This window comes from Mannheimia sp. ZY171111, from assembly GCF_017750945.1.
Classification (GTDB): Bacteria; Pseudomonadota; Gammaproteobacteria; order Enterobacterales; family Pasteurellaceae; genus Mannheimia; species Mannheimia pernigra.
The window spans coordinates 2,080,959-2,097,484 of the sequence record NZ_CP046532.1 but is presented as its reverse complement, the minus strand read 5'-3'; the positions used below and the strand labels follow the sequence as shown (position 1 = coordinate 2,097,484).

General features: G+C 38.6%; 16 protein-coding genes and 1 tRNA gene. 9 read left to right on the top strand and 8 right to left on the bottom strand.

The window, feature by feature from the left end:
- Nucleotides 1–3 precede the first annotated feature (3 nt).
- Nucleotides 4–786, bottom strand: a complete 783-nt coding sequence (locus GM698_RS09985; RefSeq protein WP_209289373.1) for an alpha/beta fold hydrolase — start codon at nucleotides 784–786, stop codon at nucleotides 4–6.
- A 117-nt stretch (nucleotides 787–903) separates the two neighbouring features.
- On the opposite strand from GM698_RS09985, the gene seqA reads away from it, so the two are divergent.
- From seqA to GM698_RS09940, 9 genes are all read left to right on the top strand, one after another.
- Nucleotides 904–1,473: a replication initiation negative regulator SeqA gene (gene seqA, locus GM698_RS09980; protein ID WP_176812578.1), complete on the top strand. Its 570-nt coding sequence runs from the start codon at nucleotides 904–906 to the stop codon at nucleotides 1,471–1,473.
- Between the two features lie 8 nt (nucleotides 1,474–1,481).
- Nucleotides 1,482–2,897: an o-succinylbenzoate--CoA ligase gene (gene menE / locus GM698_RS09975; RefSeq protein ID WP_209289372.1), complete on the top strand. Its 1,416-nt coding sequence runs from the start codon at nucleotides 1,482–1,484 to the stop codon at nucleotides 2,895–2,897.
- Nucleotides 2,890–6,264, top strand: coding sequence for a mechanosensitive channel MscK (mscK, locus tag GM698_RS09970; protein WP_245189265.1), 3,375 nt, complete (start codon nucleotides 2,890–2,892; stop codon nucleotides 6,262–6,264). The genes menE and mscK overlap by 8 nt, the downstream gene beginning before the upstream one ends.
- A gap of 9 nt (nucleotides 6,265–6,273) precedes the next feature.
- Entirely contained in the window at nucleotides 6,274–7,356 is a 1,083-nt protein-coding gene (gene aroC / locus GM698_RS09965) for a chorismate synthase (protein WP_176809991.1), read from the top strand.
- Between the two features lie 51 nt (nucleotides 7,357–7,407).
- A complete protein-coding gene (mepA, locus tag GM698_RS09960) occupies nucleotides 7,408–8,238 on the top strand; it encodes a penicillin-insensitive murein endopeptidase (protein ID WP_176808508.1) in 831 nt (276 codons plus the stop codon).
- A gap of 67 nt (nucleotides 8,239–8,305) precedes the next feature.
- Complete coding sequence (locus GM698_RS09955) at nucleotides 8,306–10,207, top strand: DNA topoisomerase III (RefSeq protein ID WP_209289371.1); 1,902 nt, start codon at nucleotides 8,306–8,308, stop codon at nucleotides 10,205–10,207.
- Between the two features lie 124 nt (nucleotides 10,208–10,331).
- Complete coding sequence (secG, locus tag GM698_RS09950; RefSeq protein ID WP_176808510.1) at nucleotides 10,332–10,658, top strand: preprotein translocase subunit SecG; 327 nt, start codon at nucleotides 10,332–10,334, stop codon at nucleotides 10,656–10,658.
- A gap of 24 nt (nucleotides 10,659–10,682) precedes the next feature.
- A tRNA-Leu gene (locus tag GM698_RS09945) sits at nucleotides 10,683–10,768 on the top strand.
- Nucleotides 10,769–10,957: 189 nt separating this feature from the next.
- The gene (locus tag GM698_RS09940) at nucleotides 10,958–12,193 is read left to right on the top strand and encodes an integrase arm-type DNA-binding domain-containing protein (RefSeq protein ID WP_176812582.1); all 1,236 of its coding nucleotides are present in this window, start codon (nucleotides 10,958–10,960) and stop codon (nucleotides 12,191–12,193) included.
- A 158-nt stretch (nucleotides 12,194–12,351) separates the two neighbouring features.
- On the opposite strand, the gene GM698_RS09935 is transcribed toward GM698_RS09940, so the two are convergent.
- The 7 genes from GM698_RS09935 to GM698_RS09910 all read right to left on the bottom strand — a co-directional run bounded on the left by GM698_RS09935 (nucleotide 12,352) and on the right by GM698_RS09910 (nucleotide 16,515).
- Nucleotides 12,352–14,085, bottom strand: a complete 1,734-nt coding sequence (locus tag GM698_RS09935; protein ID WP_176812583.1) for a phage/plasmid primase, P4 family — start codon at nucleotides 14,083–14,085, stop codon at nucleotides 12,352–12,354.
- Complete coding sequence (locus tag GM698_RS09930; RefSeq protein WP_238348713.1) at nucleotides 14,078–14,386, bottom strand: hypothetical protein; 309 nt, start codon at nucleotides 14,384–14,386, stop codon at nucleotides 14,078–14,080. The genes GM698_RS09935 and GM698_RS09930 overlap by 8 nt, the downstream gene beginning before the upstream one ends.
- Entirely contained in the window at nucleotides 14,379–14,588 is a 210-nt protein-coding gene (locus tag GM698_RS09925; RefSeq protein ID WP_209289370.1) for a hypothetical protein, read from the bottom strand. Before GM698_RS09925 ends, GM698_RS09930 begins: the two co-directional genes overlap by 8 nt.
- Nucleotides 14,581–15,573: an ash family protein gene (locus tag GM698_RS09920; protein ID WP_209289369.1), complete on the bottom strand. Its 993-nt coding sequence runs from the start codon at nucleotides 15,571–15,573 to the stop codon at nucleotides 14,581–14,583. Before GM698_RS09920 ends, GM698_RS09925 begins: the two co-directional genes overlap by 8 nt.
- A gap of 118 nt (nucleotides 15,574–15,691) precedes the next feature.
- On the bottom strand, nucleotides 15,692–15,826 hold the full coding sequence (locus GM698_RS10710) for a hypothetical protein (protein ID WP_256437770.1): 135 nt from the start codon (nucleotides 15,824–15,826) through the stop codon (nucleotides 15,692–15,694).
- A 120-nt stretch (nucleotides 15,827–15,946) separates the two neighbouring features.
- The gene (locus tag GM698_RS09915; RefSeq protein ID WP_176812585.1) at nucleotides 15,947–16,177 is read right to left on the bottom strand and encodes a hypothetical protein; all 231 of its coding nucleotides are present in this window, start codon (nucleotides 16,175–16,177) and stop codon (nucleotides 15,947–15,949) included.
- Nucleotides 16,174–16,515 carry a hypothetical protein gene (locus GM698_RS09910; RefSeq protein WP_176812586.1) on the bottom strand — a complete coding sequence of 114 codons (342 nt, stop codon included), beginning with the start codon at nucleotides 16,513–16,515 and terminating at the stop codon, nucleotides 16,174–16,176. Before GM698_RS09910 ends, GM698_RS09915 begins: the two co-directional genes overlap by 4 nt.
- Nucleotides 16,516–16,526 lie beyond the last annotated feature (11 nt).

Sequence of the window (16,526 nt, the reverse complement as noted above, 5' to 3'; positions counted from 1 at the left end):
TTTTTATTTCTCTAAAAATTTTTTAATTGCTCGTACAACTGTCTCTGGTTTTTCAGCGTGAACCCAGTGATCAGCATTTGCCACAATAAAGGATTTCGCGTGTGGAAACTGTTTTAATATGGTTTCTGTATGTGCTGATTGAATATAATCGGATAATGCCCCTTTAATAAAAAGAGTGGGGATATTGACAAACACCTCATTCCAATCCATTAGATTTTGGTAATTTTGATGCAACGCCGTTAAATTAAATCGGAATAATTGTTCGCTTTGTGCATCGAAGGATTTCAACATAAATTGTTGAATACCTTGATCAGGAATATACTCTGCCATCACTGTTTTTGCGTGTTGGCGAGTCTCGGGCTTAGCCATTTTTACTGCAAATAGACCTTCAAAAATCTGTTTATGGCGACTTTGCGTATAGGTTACAGGAGCAATATCAATCACAATTAATTTATCCACCAATTCTGGGGCGAGGTTCGCTAATGCCATCGCACTCTTACCGCCCATTGAATGCCCCACCACAATAGCATTTTGAATATTTTGTTCAACGAATAACGCTTTTAAATCTTGAGCAATCAACGAATAATTCATTTCTACGGAATGAAAAGATCTTCCGTGATTTCTCAGATCCACTCTCAGCACGGAGTAATCTTCTTCAAACGATTTGGCAATAATACCTAAATTATTCATATCGCCAAATAACCCGTGTAAAAACACCATTGTTTGGGCATTTGGATTATGTTTAGCTGGCTGATAAAGAAAATTTAAACCTAATTTTTTTGTCATATAAATGTCTTTTTTAGCATAAATTTTCAATCAAGATCCTCTATAAAAAAGCAAATAAATGCGTATAATAGCACCCTAACTAATGCTATTTTATGTTCAAAAAGAATGAGGATCCCGATGAAACGAATCGAAATTGATGATGAATTATATCAATATATTGCCAGTCGTACACAATCTATTGGTGAAACGGCATCAGATATCTTACGTCGTTTACTAAGATTACCGCAATCGCCTCAACCTTTTGTATTAGTACAAGAGCATATGATCAATGAGCTCAAAGAGCTGGTTAAAACGCCATCGCGTGCTACCGCGAGAAAAGATGAATCCAAGACTGAAAAAACGGTAGCCAAATTGGAAGATATTTTAAACTCAGAACATTTTATGAATGAAAATAAAAATGTCGTGCGTTTTATTATGCTATTGGCAGCACTCTACCGTTCTAACCCTGACGCCTTTGCTAAAGCAACCGAAAATGTGCGTGGTAATGAGCGTATTTATTTTTCTCAAAGTGAAGAAGAAATTTTAGCTACAGGCAGTGGCGTGAAAGCAAAACAGATCCCAGATTCGCCATTTTGGGTTATTACTAACAATAATACGGCTCGCAAAGGGCTTATTCTAAAAGGCGTAATGGAATCTATGCAAATACCATCTAAACTAGTTGAGCGAATTCAAGTCCTTTTTGTATAACACATCGTATGATACTTCATTCTTCTCTATTTCCTACTCAATTTTGGGCGGAAAAGACAGAGCAAGATATTGCTATTGTCCGAGAAAAGGGAAAGGTTGATTATTTTCCAACTCTTCCTTCCCAACTTAATTGGCAGGAATTTCAGCAACTTATTCAGCAAATTGGTGTGATTTTAAAAGCAAAGGGCATTCATTCTGAATGCTTAGTTGCTTATTGTGGCACTAACCGTTTTTGTGGATTACTCGCCTACTGCACCACACTCTGGCTTGGGGCAAAGATCTTAATGCTTAATCCAGCTTATAGCGAAGAACAACAAAAAATGATTTTAGAAGAAGTGGGAGCCGATGTTTTTATTAGCGATGATATATTTGCAAATTTTTCGGAAAAAATCACCGCTTGTTATTCAGCCCGCCTTGATATTGAAAGAGCTGCTACGCTGACATTAACATCAGGATCAACAGGTTCACCGAAAGCAGTTGTTCATTCTATTTCTGCTCATTTATACAGTGCCGAAGGTGTGTGTGAGTTGATGCAGTTTGAAAAATCACATTCGTGGTTACTTAGCCTGCCATTATTTCACGTTTCAGGGCAAGGCATTATTTGGCGTTGGCTACTTAAAGGGGCAACGCTTTATGTTAATGAAACTAAAGAGACTTTTTTTGTTTGGCTTAAACAAGTAAGCCACACATCATTAGTGCCAACCCAATTACAACGCTATTTAGACAAGTTAGACTGTTGTATGAATCAAAAATGTTTATTAGGCGGAACAACTATTCCATCAGAATTAGTCACTCAAGCACAACAACACGGCATTACGCCCTTTTCTAGTTATGGAATGACGGAAATGGCTTCGACTATTTGTGGCATAGAAAATGAATTAGATAATGTCGGTTATCCATTAAAACATCGAGAAGTCAAACTAGAAAATGGCGAGATTTGGGTAAAAGGTAAGCCTCTTGCTTTAGGCTTTTGGCAAAAAAATAAAGAAATTCGACCGCTTGTTAATCAACACGGTTGGCTTGCTACCAAAGATAGAGGCGAATGGAACAGCAAAAAACAACTTGTAATAAAAGGGCGATTAGATAATATGTTTATTTCAGGTGGAGAAAATATTCAACCTGAAGAAATTGAACAGATTATTTTTCACTCCAACCTAGTAGAACAAGTATTTATTCTACCAATAAATGATAGCGAGTTTGGGCAACGCCCCATTGCCGCCATAAAATTCAAACAGCCTCATTTTGAACAAGAAATGCATAAATTAAAAATTTGGCTGTCTGATAAATTAGAAAAATTCAAGCATCCCGTTGCTTATTACTTGTTGGATATTGAAAAATATCAAATACAAGGTGCAATCAAAATTTCACGAAAACAATTACAACACGATATACAATATAAAATATTAGAGGAAATCTATGTTTAAACCGATGTTAAAAACCGCTTTTCTCAGTTTAGGGCTTCTATTTGTCACTAATAGCTATGCCTTATCTCAAATTCCGCTTCAACTATTGATTCAGGATCAATTAGAAAGTGCAAAAAAACTCGATCAAACGGATACAAATAATAAAGCCTTAGTCCAAACACTTGAAGACACCTTTTCCCTCTTAGCCCAAATTGAGAAGCAAAAGGCAGATAATCAAGCATTAAATCAATCCATTCAAGACTCCCAAAAAGCCTTGAAAGCTAGCCAACACAATATTGAAGAATTAAAAGCAACTATCGCACCAAGTCTTGAAGCTTTAATGCAAAAATCAACAACTGATTTGCAAAAGGAATTAACCGCAGCACAATCTAAACTTGAAACCGTACAACAAGATTTAAGTCTGATTAATAACAATTTAGTTGCTCAAAATACCGTGCCAGATAAAGCTCAGGCGACATTAACTGAAATGATTAAACGTAAGCAGGAAATTAATACTCAACTTTCATCTGCTAATAATATCAAAAACGAGCTACAAACCAAATTAGAAGTAGAACTTGAACTCATTGAACTAAAAAATACTTATAACCAAATTTTACTTAATGGCAGCGATAACTTATCAGCTCTTTATTCATCACAACTAGAGGAAAAAAGACAAGAACAGCAAAACCTACAAGCTAAAATTAGTCACTTACAAACCGCTATTAATAATCAGGTTGTAGAAGAATCCAAAAATAAGTTAAAGCAAGCACAAGCGGTTCAAAATCAGCAAAATAATGCAAGGACTAATCCTGTTATTTTGCGTGAGTTAGATCTAAACACCCAAATAACGCAAGAGTTACTTGAGCAAACCAAAGATATGACGCAGTTATCACAAGATAATTTGCGAATTAAAAACGTGCTTAATAATTTGCAACAAACGCAGCGTAATATTGAAGAACAAATTAGCTCATTACAAGGCACATTAGTGCTTTCTCGCATCATCAATAAACAAAAACAATCGTTACCACAAGATGAAATCATTTCTGGTATTTCTAAGCAAATTACCGAACTACGTGTACGTGTTTTTGATATGACTGAGTTTAAGGACTCTTTTTCTAATATAAATGCCTATATTAGCAAATTGGAGCAAGAGCAAAAAGAGAGCTTTACCGACAAGGAGAAACAACAATTAACCGACATTATTCAAAAGCGTTTAACCACTTTAACTGAAATGATTAAATCATTGAATAATCAGCTTAATTTATTAATTAATATTGAACTTAACCAACAACAGGTTCAAACAATCAGCGACTCGTTACAACAAAAACTGCAACAACAAAGTTTCTGGGTAAAAAGTAATAGTCCTATGGATTTAGAGTGGTTTAGCCGATTTTTTGATATAGCCCACTACCAAATTATTAATATCGGTGAAAAGCTCAATTTTTCAAACTGGCGTGATAATATCGTACCAACAACTGTCTTGGTTACACTTTTATTGCTAGTTGCAGCTTTTATTAATCGCCAAAAAAATAAGATTAAACAAAGACTAAACCAAATCAATAACCGGTTAAAAATTGTAGCCACAGATAGCCAATGGAATACCCCTCTTGCTATTTTTTGGACATTAGTCCTTTGTTTACCTAGAATGTTAATCTTCTTGGCTGGATTTATTGCCGTAACCTATATTTCATTTGAACATCCGCAACAAGTTTGGCCTTGGGGATTAAAAATAGCAATTTACTGGCTTTACTTTGCTTTTTTAGTGGCTATGCTACGTCCTCATGGCATTGGGCACGTTCATTTTAATATGCCACAAAAAAGTAATGAAATTTTCCGTAATATTTTAAAACGTTCAGTATTAATAATTACCTTGTTGCTTAGCACCTCTATTTTTACTAACGTAGAGACCGATGTTTCTTATGATGTGCTGGGTCAAACTATGGTAATCCTCATTCTTATTTTAATGATTTGGATGATCGTTCCTGCATTTAGACGAGCAATTTCCACTTATGAAAATGTTGCTTATGAAAAAAATAAAGAATCGAACAGTATTCTTCTCACTATCGTTAAATTAGTATTGCTGATTGCCCCTGTTACTTTGATTATTCTAATCGTATTGGGCTACTACTATACCGCTTTAGTCATTATCGAACATTTAATTGCCTCTTACTTTGCAATTATCACCTGGATTATTATACATAATGTTATTTATCGAGCATTCTCCATCTCTGCACGCCGTCTCGTTTATCGACGTTTACAAGAGAAAAGAGAAACTGCCGAAGCCAAGGCTAGAGCTAAAGCTGAACAGAGTAATGAAAATCAAGATGGTGTTGAAATTCCATTTGAATTAAAAGAAGACTCAATTGCCGTAAGCGAAGTCAAAAACCAAATGTTGAAATTAACCGATTTTGTTCTTTGGATTGGGTTATTTGTGTTGCTTTATTGGGTATGGTCAGATTTGATTACTGTGGCACTCTATCTAGATGGCGTAACATTATGGCAACAAAGTGCAACAACAGAAGCGGGTATTGTGATGGAGTCTATCACGCTCTTGAATTTACTCACCGCTATTTTGATCATTGTAGTCATGGTTATGTTAATTCGTAATTTAAGTGGTTTGCTTGAAACGCTTATCTTCTCACACATTAAATTATCACAAGGTACGCCATATACAATCACAACATTACTAACCTATATCATTATTGCGTTTGGATCAATATCAGCGTTCTCTATATTAGGCGTATCTTGGACAAAACTACAATGGTTATTAACCGCTTTATCGGTTGGCTTAGGATTTGGTATGCAAGAAATCTTTGCAAACTTTGTTTCAGGGATCATTATTCTATTCGAACGTCCTATACGTATTGGTGATACGATTACAATTGATATATTCAGTGGTACTGTATCTAAAATTCGTATTCGTGCAACCACCCTTGTTGACTTTGATGGAAAAGAAGTTATTGTACCAAACAAGGCTTTCGTAACTGAACGATTAGTAAACTGGGCATTAAGTAGTACATCCACTCGAATCATCATTAAAGTAGGTGTTGCACACTGCTCTAATTTAGAGTTGGTGAAATCTCTATTATTACAATCTGCAGAAGAAAATCCTAAAGTATTAAAAACACCGAGCCCAATTGTATTTCTCTTGAATATAGGTACAAGTAGCCTTGAATATGAGTTACGTGTTTATGTAAATGATATTGCAGATAGAAACCCTGTAATAGATGAATTAAATAGCCGAGTTCATCAGCTATTTAAGGAACATAATGTGGAGATTGCATTTAACCAATTAGATGTATATCTTAGAAATAATGATACGCAAGATGAAGTCAAGGTAAGCTCAAAACGCTTTGATTTTGACCTCACACAAACACAAAATAAATAAGGAATAAAAATGGCAGGCAACAGCATTGGACAATTATTTAAGGTTACCACTTTTGGTGAATCACACGGTATAGCATTAGGCTGCATTGTAGATGGTGTACCGCCTAATATGGAACTCAGTGAGGCAGATTTACAACCTGACTTAGATCGCCGCAAACCAGGTACATCACGCTACGCAACACCTCGCCGTGAAGACGATAAAGTGCAAATTTTATCTGGTGTGTTTGAAGGTAAAACAACAGGAACTAGCATTGGTTTAATTATCAAAAATGGGGATCAACGCTCACAAGATTATAGCGACATTGCAGAAAAATTCCGCCCTGGGCACGCTGATTATACCTATGAATATAAATACGGCATTCGTGATTATCGTGGAGGCGGCCGCTCCTCTGCTCGTGAAACCGCAATGCGTGTTGCAGCAGGTGCAATTGCCAAAAAATATTTACGTGAAAAATTCGGCATTCAAGTACGCGGATATCTTTCTCAAATCGGCAATATTAAAATATCCCCAAAAACCGTTGAAAATATTGAGCAAATCGACTGGCAAGCAGTAAACAGTAATCCGTTTTTCTGCCCCGATCCTATCGCCATTCAGGGCTTTGATACTTTAATTCGTGAACTGAAAAAAGAGGGCGATTCTGTGGGGGCAAAACTCACAGTAATCGCAGAAAATGTACCCGTTGGATTAGGTGAGCCAGTTTTTGACCGCTTAGATGCTGATCTAGCACATGCCTTAATGTCAATTAATGCGGTAAAAGCGGTTGAAATTGGCGATGGTTTTGCTGTTGTCGAACAACGAGGCAGTGAACACCGTGATGAAATCACTCCAGAGGCATTTCTGTCTAACCACGCTGGGGGGATTTTAGGCGGTATTAGTTCTGGTCAACCAATTCTTGCTCACATTGCGTTAAAACCAACATCCAGTATTACGATTCCAGGAAAAAGTGTGAATAAAAACAATGAGCCTGTTGAAGTCATTACCAAAGGCAGACACGACCCTTGTGTGGGTATTCGTGCTGTGCCCATTGCAGAAGCAATGGTCGCCATTGTGTTATTAGATCATATGCTAAGATTTAAAGCACAATGTCGATAATGCCTAATGACATTACAGGATAAAATATTTCCGCTAAATAGATTAGAAAAAATGAAAATATTCTTCAAACTCCTTTTTATCACAACCGTTGCTCTCACAAGCACTCAAACTAACGCAACACTATGGGAAAAAATCAAAACACCCATACGAGGAAAAGCCCAATCTATTGGCGGATATAGTAACGGCTGTATTATTGGAGCAAAACCTTTAGCCTTACAAGGTGAAGGCTACCAAGTAATACGCTCAGCGAGAAATCGTTACTATGGGCACCCAGAATTACTGGATTACCTCATTAACTTAGGCAAAAAAACAAAAGCGGCAGGCATTCCAACTATTTTAATTGGCGATATGGGAATGCCTGCTGGCGGGCGTTTTGCCTCAGGTCACGCCTCTCATCAAACAGGGCTTGATGCCGATATTTGGTTAAGATTCGGACCGATGGACAACCAAACTGCACGCAACCCAGCAGGGCTTGCAACTATTATGGTTAACCGAAATACACAACGAGTTTATGACAATTTATGGCAGCAACAACATACCGACTTAATTAAACTTGCCGCCTCAGACAATCGAGTAAACCGCATTTTTGTAAACCCCGCTATTAAAGTAAAACTCTGTCAAACAGCAGGAAATGATCGTGCTTGGTTAGCTAAAATCCGCCCTTGGTATGGACACGATGCCCATTTCCACATTCGCTTAACTTGCCCTGCTGATGCTACAAGTTGCGAAAACCAAGCACCTATTCCAGCAGGCGATGGTTGTGGCAAGGAACTTTACTCCTGGTTCGAGCCGAAACCAGATACAGGCACTCCAGCGACAAAAACATTACCAACTCCGCCTGTTCAATGTCAGATGATACTTTCTGAACAAGGTTTAAACTAATTTGCCAAAAAATCGTTATTTCTAACCGCTTGTACAAGCGGTTAATTTTCTTTAAAAATTAACAACTATGCGTTTATTTGTAGCCGAAAAACCAAGCCTCGCTAGAGCAATTGCTGATGTATTACCAAAACCGCATACACGCGGAGATGGCTTTATTCAATGCGGAGAACACGATACCGTCACTTGGTGTATCGGTCATTTATTAGAACAAGCCGAACCCGATGCGTATGACGAACGTTTCAAAATATGGCGAATGGAACACCTCCCCATCGTGCCTGAACAATGGAAACTCACTCCTAAAAAAGAGACATTAAAGCAATTTAAAGTGGTCGAAAAACTCATTAAAAAAGCAGATATTTTAGTGAATGCGGGCGACCCGGATCGTGAGGGGCAACTTCTAGTAGATGAAGTGTTTGGCTATCTCAACTTACCGCCAGAACGTAAAAGCCAAATTCAGCGTTGCCTAGTAAGCGATCTCAATCCAACTGCGGTAAGCCGAGCAATTCAAAAATTGCAAAAAAATAGTGATTTTATACCGCTTGCAACCTCTGCCCTTGCCCGTGCTAGAGCCGATTGGCTCTATGGAATCAATATGACCCGTGCTTACACCCTTCAAGGTCGCTGGGCAGGCTACAAAGGCGTATTATCAGTTGGGCGAGTGCAAACCCCTGTGTTAGGGCTGATCGTTAGACGAGATCTTGAGATTGAGAATTTTATCCCGAAAGATTATTTTGAGGTATTTGCCCACCTTCTTGTGCCTGAAACCCAAGAAAAATTTAAAGCGCAATGGCAACCAAGTAAAGCCTGCGAAGATTATCAGGATGAAGATGGGCGTGTGCTATCACTTCCACTTGCCGAAAATGTGGTAAAACGCATAACCAATCAGCCTGCCAATGTTACTGACTATCAAGACAAAATTGAAAAAGAAGCGGCTCCTTTACCCTATTCACTTTCTGTTTTGCAAATGGATGCAGCGGGAAAATATGGATTGTCTGCACAAGCTGTGCTAGATATTTGCCAAAAATTATACGAAACGCATAAGCTGATTACTTACCCACGTTCCGATAATCGCTATTTACCCACTGAGCATTTTAACGACAGATTTAAAGTGATGGCTGCTATCATCCATCATTTAGCTGAATACCAAGACAAGCCCGATGTCATTGATTCTAACCGCCGTAATCGTTGTTGGAATGACAAAGAGGTAGAAGCACACCACGCAATAATTCCTACGGCTAGACAAGGCACAATACATTTAACCGAAAACGAAAAACGCATTTATAAGCTGATTGCTCGCCAATATTTAATTCAATTTTGCCCTGATGCCGAATATCGCAAAAGCAAAATTGATCTTGAAATTGCAGGAGGCAAATTTACCGCACAAGCTCGCCATTTATCGGTTGCAGGTTGGAAAACCCTATTAGGGAAAGAAGATAATTTTGATGACGCTCAACCAGCTCTACCAATCGTGAAAAAAGGACAAGTTTTACACTGCGAAAATGGCGAAATTATGAGTAAAAAAACACAACCACCTCGCCATTTTACTGACCGCAGTTTACTTTCTGCAATGACGGGAATTGCTCGTTTTGTACAAGATAAAGAATTGAAAAAAGTACTAAGAGAAACTGACGGTTTAGGCACAGAAGCAACTCGTGCAGGGATTATTGAATTACTATTTAAACGAGGTTTTTTAACCCGTAAAGGTAAAAATATTCACAGTACAGAAGCTGGCAGAACGCTTATCAATGCCTTACCTGACTCCGCTACCCAACCTGATATGACCGCTCATTGGGAAATGCGGTTGAACCAAATCAGTAAAAAAGAGACAAGCTATCAGAAATTTATGTTTGAATTAAATCAACAACTCCCCCATTTATTGCAAAGCCCAAATCGTCAAATTTTACAAAATTTGGCAAAAATCACACCGCTTGCAACTCAGTCTAAGAAAAAATATTCCAAAAGATCATAAAAATTGCTGAAAATTAAATCAAGCGTTTAAAAATCAACGTTTGCCTCTTGTCAAAGAGAAGTAAATTCTATATTATTCACGCCATTGCAATTTTCGCATAAAGAATAATATAGAGAATAAATTAATGTTAATTAATGTACTAACCATTATTTATCTTGTTGTTGCTGTTTTACTCATCGCATTCGTATTAATGCAACAAGGTAAAGGTGCTGATGCAGGAGCCTCTTTTGGTGCAGGTGCTTCAGCAACTGTTTTTGGTTCAGCTGGTTCAGCTAATTTCTTATCAAGAACAACTGCTTTATTAGCAACTATTTTCTTCGCTATTAGCTTAGCAATAGGCAACTTAAGTTCACATACTAAAGCACCAACAAGTCAATTTGAAGACTTAAGTAATGTTGAACAAAAGCAAGTAGAACCTGTAAAAATAGAAAATAGCGATATCCCTCAATAATCGCTTAACATTAAAAAGAATAAAGCTCTGGTGGTGGAATTGGTAGACACGCCATCTTGAGGGGGTGGTGGACACAGTCCGTGCGAGTTCAAGTCTCGCCCAGAGCACCATTTAACTAAATTTAGCTCAACGAAGCTAAACTAAAAAGCCTTAGAAAGCCTGTAAAATCAACGTTTACAGGCTTTTTTGTTATCTTAGCTAAACGCAACTAAACGCTTCTAATCGCAAATTATTGTAACCAAAATTGTAACCACGATTTATAATGGTTACATCGAGTCTCTTTTTATGGTTACTACATTATGGCTAAAGTTATCAAACCGCTTACCCCTACCCAAATAAAAAACGCAAAGCCTAAAGATAAAGAATACTCTTTATCAGATGGCGATAACCTATTTTTATTGATCTTGCCTAGCGGCTCTAAAAGTTGGCGGTTTAATTATGTACGCCCCATTACAAAGAAAAGGACTAAAATCTCACTTGGTTTATTCCCTGATATTTCACTTGCGGAAGCTCGTGCTATTCGTGATGAATACCGTGCTTTATTAGCAAAAGGGATAGATCCACAGAAAGAGCAAGAGAGAATCCAACAAGAAGCCGAAAATCGAGTAAACGACACCTTCCGCAATGTTGCCGAAAGCTATTTCAATGGCATTTACAAAGAGAAAGCGAAAAATCCGCTTACCCGTGAAAAGAATTGGATAAGGCTAGAAAATCATATATTCCCCTATATTGGCGATAAACACGTTGAAGAAATCAAAGTAAAAGCCCTTGTTGATATTTATGCCAAAGTAGCAGATAGAAGCAACACATTAAAAAAACTTCATCAGCTTGTATCTGCTGTAATGGATCACGCCATTACGCAAGGCATTATAGAAAGCCATAACTGCCGATTAGCCATTAAAAACTTTTATATCAAGCCGTCTAGCCCCAATCCAACGATTAAGCCTGAAGAATTACCGCAGCTATTTACTGATTTAAATAATGCTAAGTTATCAAAACAAACTTACGCCCTTGTTTGTTGGTCGTTCTTGACTGCTCTACGCCCAAATGAAGCCGTTAATGCTGAATGGAAAGAAATAGACTTTGAGAAAAAGCTATGGAATATCCCTAAAGAGAAAATGAAAGGAAAAGCAGATAAAAAACGCCCTCACGCTGTGCCGTTATCCTCCCAAGCGTTAAAGATATTAGAGATGATGAAAATGTACTCTAATTCTAGTCCTTTTGTTTTTCCAGGTCGTTCATCAAATAGTAAACCAATGAGCAACGCAACGGTAAATTCAACATTAAAAAGGAATGGATATAAAGATAGACTAACCGCACACGGTATTCGGGCATTTGTGAAAACATTTCTATCTTCTCGCAAAGTAGATCGCCACGTTTCCGAAAGTATATTATCCCATTTATTAGAAGGTGGAGATGATTTAGAAAACACATACAACCGATATGATTTTTTAGAAGAGCGTGTGCCAGTAATGCAGCTTTTAGGTGATTATTGCGAACAGTGCGGAATGAATTTAGAGTTAGTTCGGGGTTAGGGAGGTAAAATATATGATTTTAGTCGTCACGTCATCACTTTCCCCACCTTCTCCTTTAAAATCAAATAGTTAAGTGGTGATGACTGGTTTTAAAGTCATCATTAAGTCATCACAAAAAGGTGATGACCTAGAAAAAAAGAGGGGTTTCCCCCTCTTTGCTAATTCAAAATATCACTTTGAAAGTCATCAAAATTTTTGAAATGAACGTTTGTTCGTTGCCCTTTATTCGTCTTTCGTTTTGTGAAATCGTGCTTATTGCCGTGTTGCTTTACTGCTTGCTCAATACCTACTACAAAAGTATTTAAGCCTAGTTCTAGCACATTCTTAGCCTTAACAAAGGCTAAATATGCCGGATAAAGGTGCGTTCTTATTTTGTCGTGTCCAAGCGTGTTGCCAGTTCCGATATAAAGCCCGTCTGTATTTTCTGTTGTATATAGATACTCGAAAAAATCCGTTAATGGGTCAGACTGCTTTTTAATCTCCAACGCCTCTAGGCTCTCTTTTTGCTCCTCTAAGGCTCTTTTAGCTTCGAGTGGGTCAGGGAAGGTATCAAGCACTTTACGGATAATGCCCCCTATCTCTAATGTAATTTTATCCATAAAATACGGATCACGTTCATTTTCAGGCGGTCTTTTATTAAAACGGAAATTGACAATCCGCCTATCTATACCGCCATTCCGTTCTGTCCATTTACAAGGGTCGTTATTGACGATCATAATCATTGCCGCAATTCTTGCGTTAAATGGGTGCTTGTTCTTCGGATCGACTCGCACCATATCACCGCCAGTAATCGCTTTCAATCCGCCACCATCTCCAGCGTATTTCGTTTGCTCGGAACAGATAATCAGCTTTTTATCTTCCAGCCCTGCGATTTTGCGTTCATCATCAAAGTTTTCTAGCCTTGCTGAAGCTGTGTTCTTTTCTCCAGCTAATAGTGTCGCAATGCCAGCAAATACCGATTTACCGCTTCCGCCTTTCCCTGTTACTTGGAAGAATACTTGCCAGTTGTAGCGGTTTGTTAAAATCGCATAGAGAGCGGCTAGAATGTTCTTCGCCTTGTCTTGCTTGCCGTCTGATACAAAGTTAAGCCATTGATCAAAGTGTGGTGTTTCGGCTACGTTCTCGTCATAGCTATGTGGAATATAAGCCGTTAGCCAGTTTTGGCGGTTATGAGGTTCAAATAACAATGTATTCCGATTTAATACGCCATTATCAAAAGCAATTAAATCACCAGCAACTTCCCCCATTAATGGCAGTTGAATTTCCATCGTTTCCAACAAAGCATTCACCGATTTTTTACTATATCCTATCTCGTTCTCTTCCAAAAAGGTAACTACACTTCGGTTTATCTGCTCTCGTTCTACTTTTTCCCATATTTTGCCGTTATATGCGTGTATTTCACGGCTACCACATTGAAAAGCAAGATCTAAACCTAGCCATTTTTGAAAGGCTCGGGCTTTATCGTTGGTTCGGTCGCTTTCCTTTATCTTCGGTTTTTCCGCCACACTTCCGCCATTTTCAGTACGCAATCGGGCGATATAGCCGCTCGCATTTTCTTCAAGCTGTAGAGCTTCGTCATAGAATACGACCGTTTCAGCGGCGGAATACTTAGCGAGATTTTGACAGATGGCGGATTTCTCCGCCTCTGTGAGTGTACCGGCACGGTATATTGCCACATTGCCGACCTCTAACGCCAACTTCAAGCGGTCAATTTCTCGCAATTCTTTACTACCTAGAATGATAGGCTGATAATTCGCTTCGGCTTTCGTCCACTCTAGCACGGTTTGCTGTTTGGTTTTATTCCACGCATTGCCACCGGCAATAATATAGGCTTCGTATGGCTTGCCTTTCGGTTGTTTATCTACAAAAGGAGCGTTTCTTAGTTTAGTCATCGTTGCCCCCTGTTGTTTGAGGGTGTGCGGCATTGCCTGATACCCTTTCAAGCTCAATGTTGCAATAAATACCACTCTTGCGGTTCTCTTCCGCCACCTCTAAGAAATGCTGAACGGCTGAAATAGCGGTTTTGATAGTGCTTGTACTCGTGAAAAACTCTTCGGGTTCATCGCTCTCGTTGTTCGGGCTGTCGTTTTGGATTAGCGTTAAAATCGCCTTGGCGTAATTTAGTGACCAGTCAATTTTGCCCGCCTGTTCTTGAGTTAAAGCGATATGGGTAGGAATAGCTCGATTACGCATTTTTACCTCCCTCTTGATTGAAATCTAAATCTTCCATATCACATAAAGCAGAATGTAAAATGCTATAAACGCCTTCTAAGGCCAGCGATATATCTACGCCGTCCATTTCTTGAAGGCGTGATTTTGACATTGCTTGAAGAATGGTTGCCGCTTGCCAGCATTTAGCAATGCCTTTGTTGAATTGTTTTTGTTGATTACGCATATTGCCCCCCCTCAAAACGTGGAGAAGATACAATGGCGGAAGTTGTGCCAATTAAGGCTTTGTAAAATAGGGTTGGTTTGTTCATAGTGTCGTATGTTTTAGTTAGTGAATAAAATGACTTATCGCTTTGTGAAAGGTGCGATAAGGGTTCAACTGCTACATACGAATAGCCCCCCTTATTCGTGCTTAAAGCCTTATTTCGGGGTGTCGCCCTTACCGCTAATTCTGAATAGATCTTGGGTGTAGTAAGCCCGTGATATTGGTGAATTTTAGGTAAAAAAAGACCGCTTGTATCACGCTTGCGGTTAGCGTCGTATGTAGTAGTGAGGTCATTATGACCGCAACTCCCCACATTTGGCAAGCTGTTATTTTGTTCAGTATCGCAAGCGGTCGGATTTTGTGAATTATTTACAAGCGGATTGCGTAAACGTGCCACTAGAAGCGGTTTAGAGGCAAATTGAACACGGCTTAAGGCTTCGGCTTTGTTGTTGGCGTGTACGGTAATTTTCAGGCGTTTTGAGCCTAGTAAAAGGAATTTGTAGATCATCGCTGATAGCTCCAAAGTTAAATTTTGAGGGGCTACCGCTAAACTTCTCAGGGTTTGGGCGGTAACGTGTAACGGGCTGAGAAACTGCGAACTTTGGAACACAGCAAAGGGCGAACCTTTCCCGCTACACGCTACCATTGATAGAATTTGGGTGTGTCCAAAAACCGACATACCTAATTCATAAAGACACTCTGAACCTCTAAGGGTTTCTAGGTGTTCTTTAGGTGTGCGTGTGCCACGAACAAAAAAAGCACGGTTTAAAGGCGTGCTACTGTCCGCCAAAGTTTGATTATTCGAGTTCTCAGGCTCGACAGCCGATTTTGTGACTGCGAGGATAGAATAAATCGAATTTTTACTTTTTGAAAATGAAATAATTTCAAGTTTATTGATTTTTGTATTAATTTTGCTAAAATAGCATTGCTTTATGAATACAGGCATATTCGTGAAGTCCTTTAATTGAAAACCAGTGTTACTGTGTGCCACGTCCACTGATTTTGATCTTGTTCGTATTGGTATTGATTAAATAGCTCCAAGTCGTGAGGCTTGGAGTTGTTTTTTAGCTGTTTTTAATGGTTACAATAAATTCGCCTATTTCAGGTAATTTAAAGAGAATTAAAGCGAACATTCCGCATAACACTAGGAACCATATAAACCGCTTAACTGTTGCTGATTTATCCATTAGTTCTAACATTTGATTAAACTCCTTTGATATTTTAAAAATCATTTATCCCCCAGCGATTGAGAGATATGCCAGCACAATTCCTAAAAGCAAAATTGGTGGCGGTGGAATTAGTCGCATTTTTCGCTCCTCCTAATCCGTAAATTTGCCTACTTGTTTTTTCAGCTCCTCTTTCAGAATATTCACATCTGCCGCCACTAATAAAACTTGATCTTCAATGTAAGATAAATTTTCGTCTGCGGTTGCTTGTTTACGTTCGCCAGTTGCGGTATTAGTCCAGTAAATAGGCTTACCATTTCTTACGCTGTCAATATAAGTTAAAAGGTTGTCTAACTCTTTGGCTATGCTTGTGAATGTAATCATTCTGCCTCCTTCTGTTTAACTGCTGTAGATTGGAATCGAGAATAAGCCCGTTGTTGTTCTTCTGCCGCCAGCTCCCCGCCTTTTGCCGTATAAATCGCAATCACTTGCTTTAATTGCTTAAGATTGGCAATTTCATAGCGGTAATACTGCCCCGCACCGTCTTTTGTGCTTTCTCGTGTACGTTTTACTTTTTCGGTTAAGTGGTTGCGTTCAAGTTCGCTAATATAGTTCCGGGCGGAAGTCATATTCATCGCATAGCCATCAATACCGCTAACACTTGCCACGATTAGGCGATGAAGGACTTTTAAAAATTGGGTTGGTTTTCTTGCTTTTTCCATCTTCCGCCACC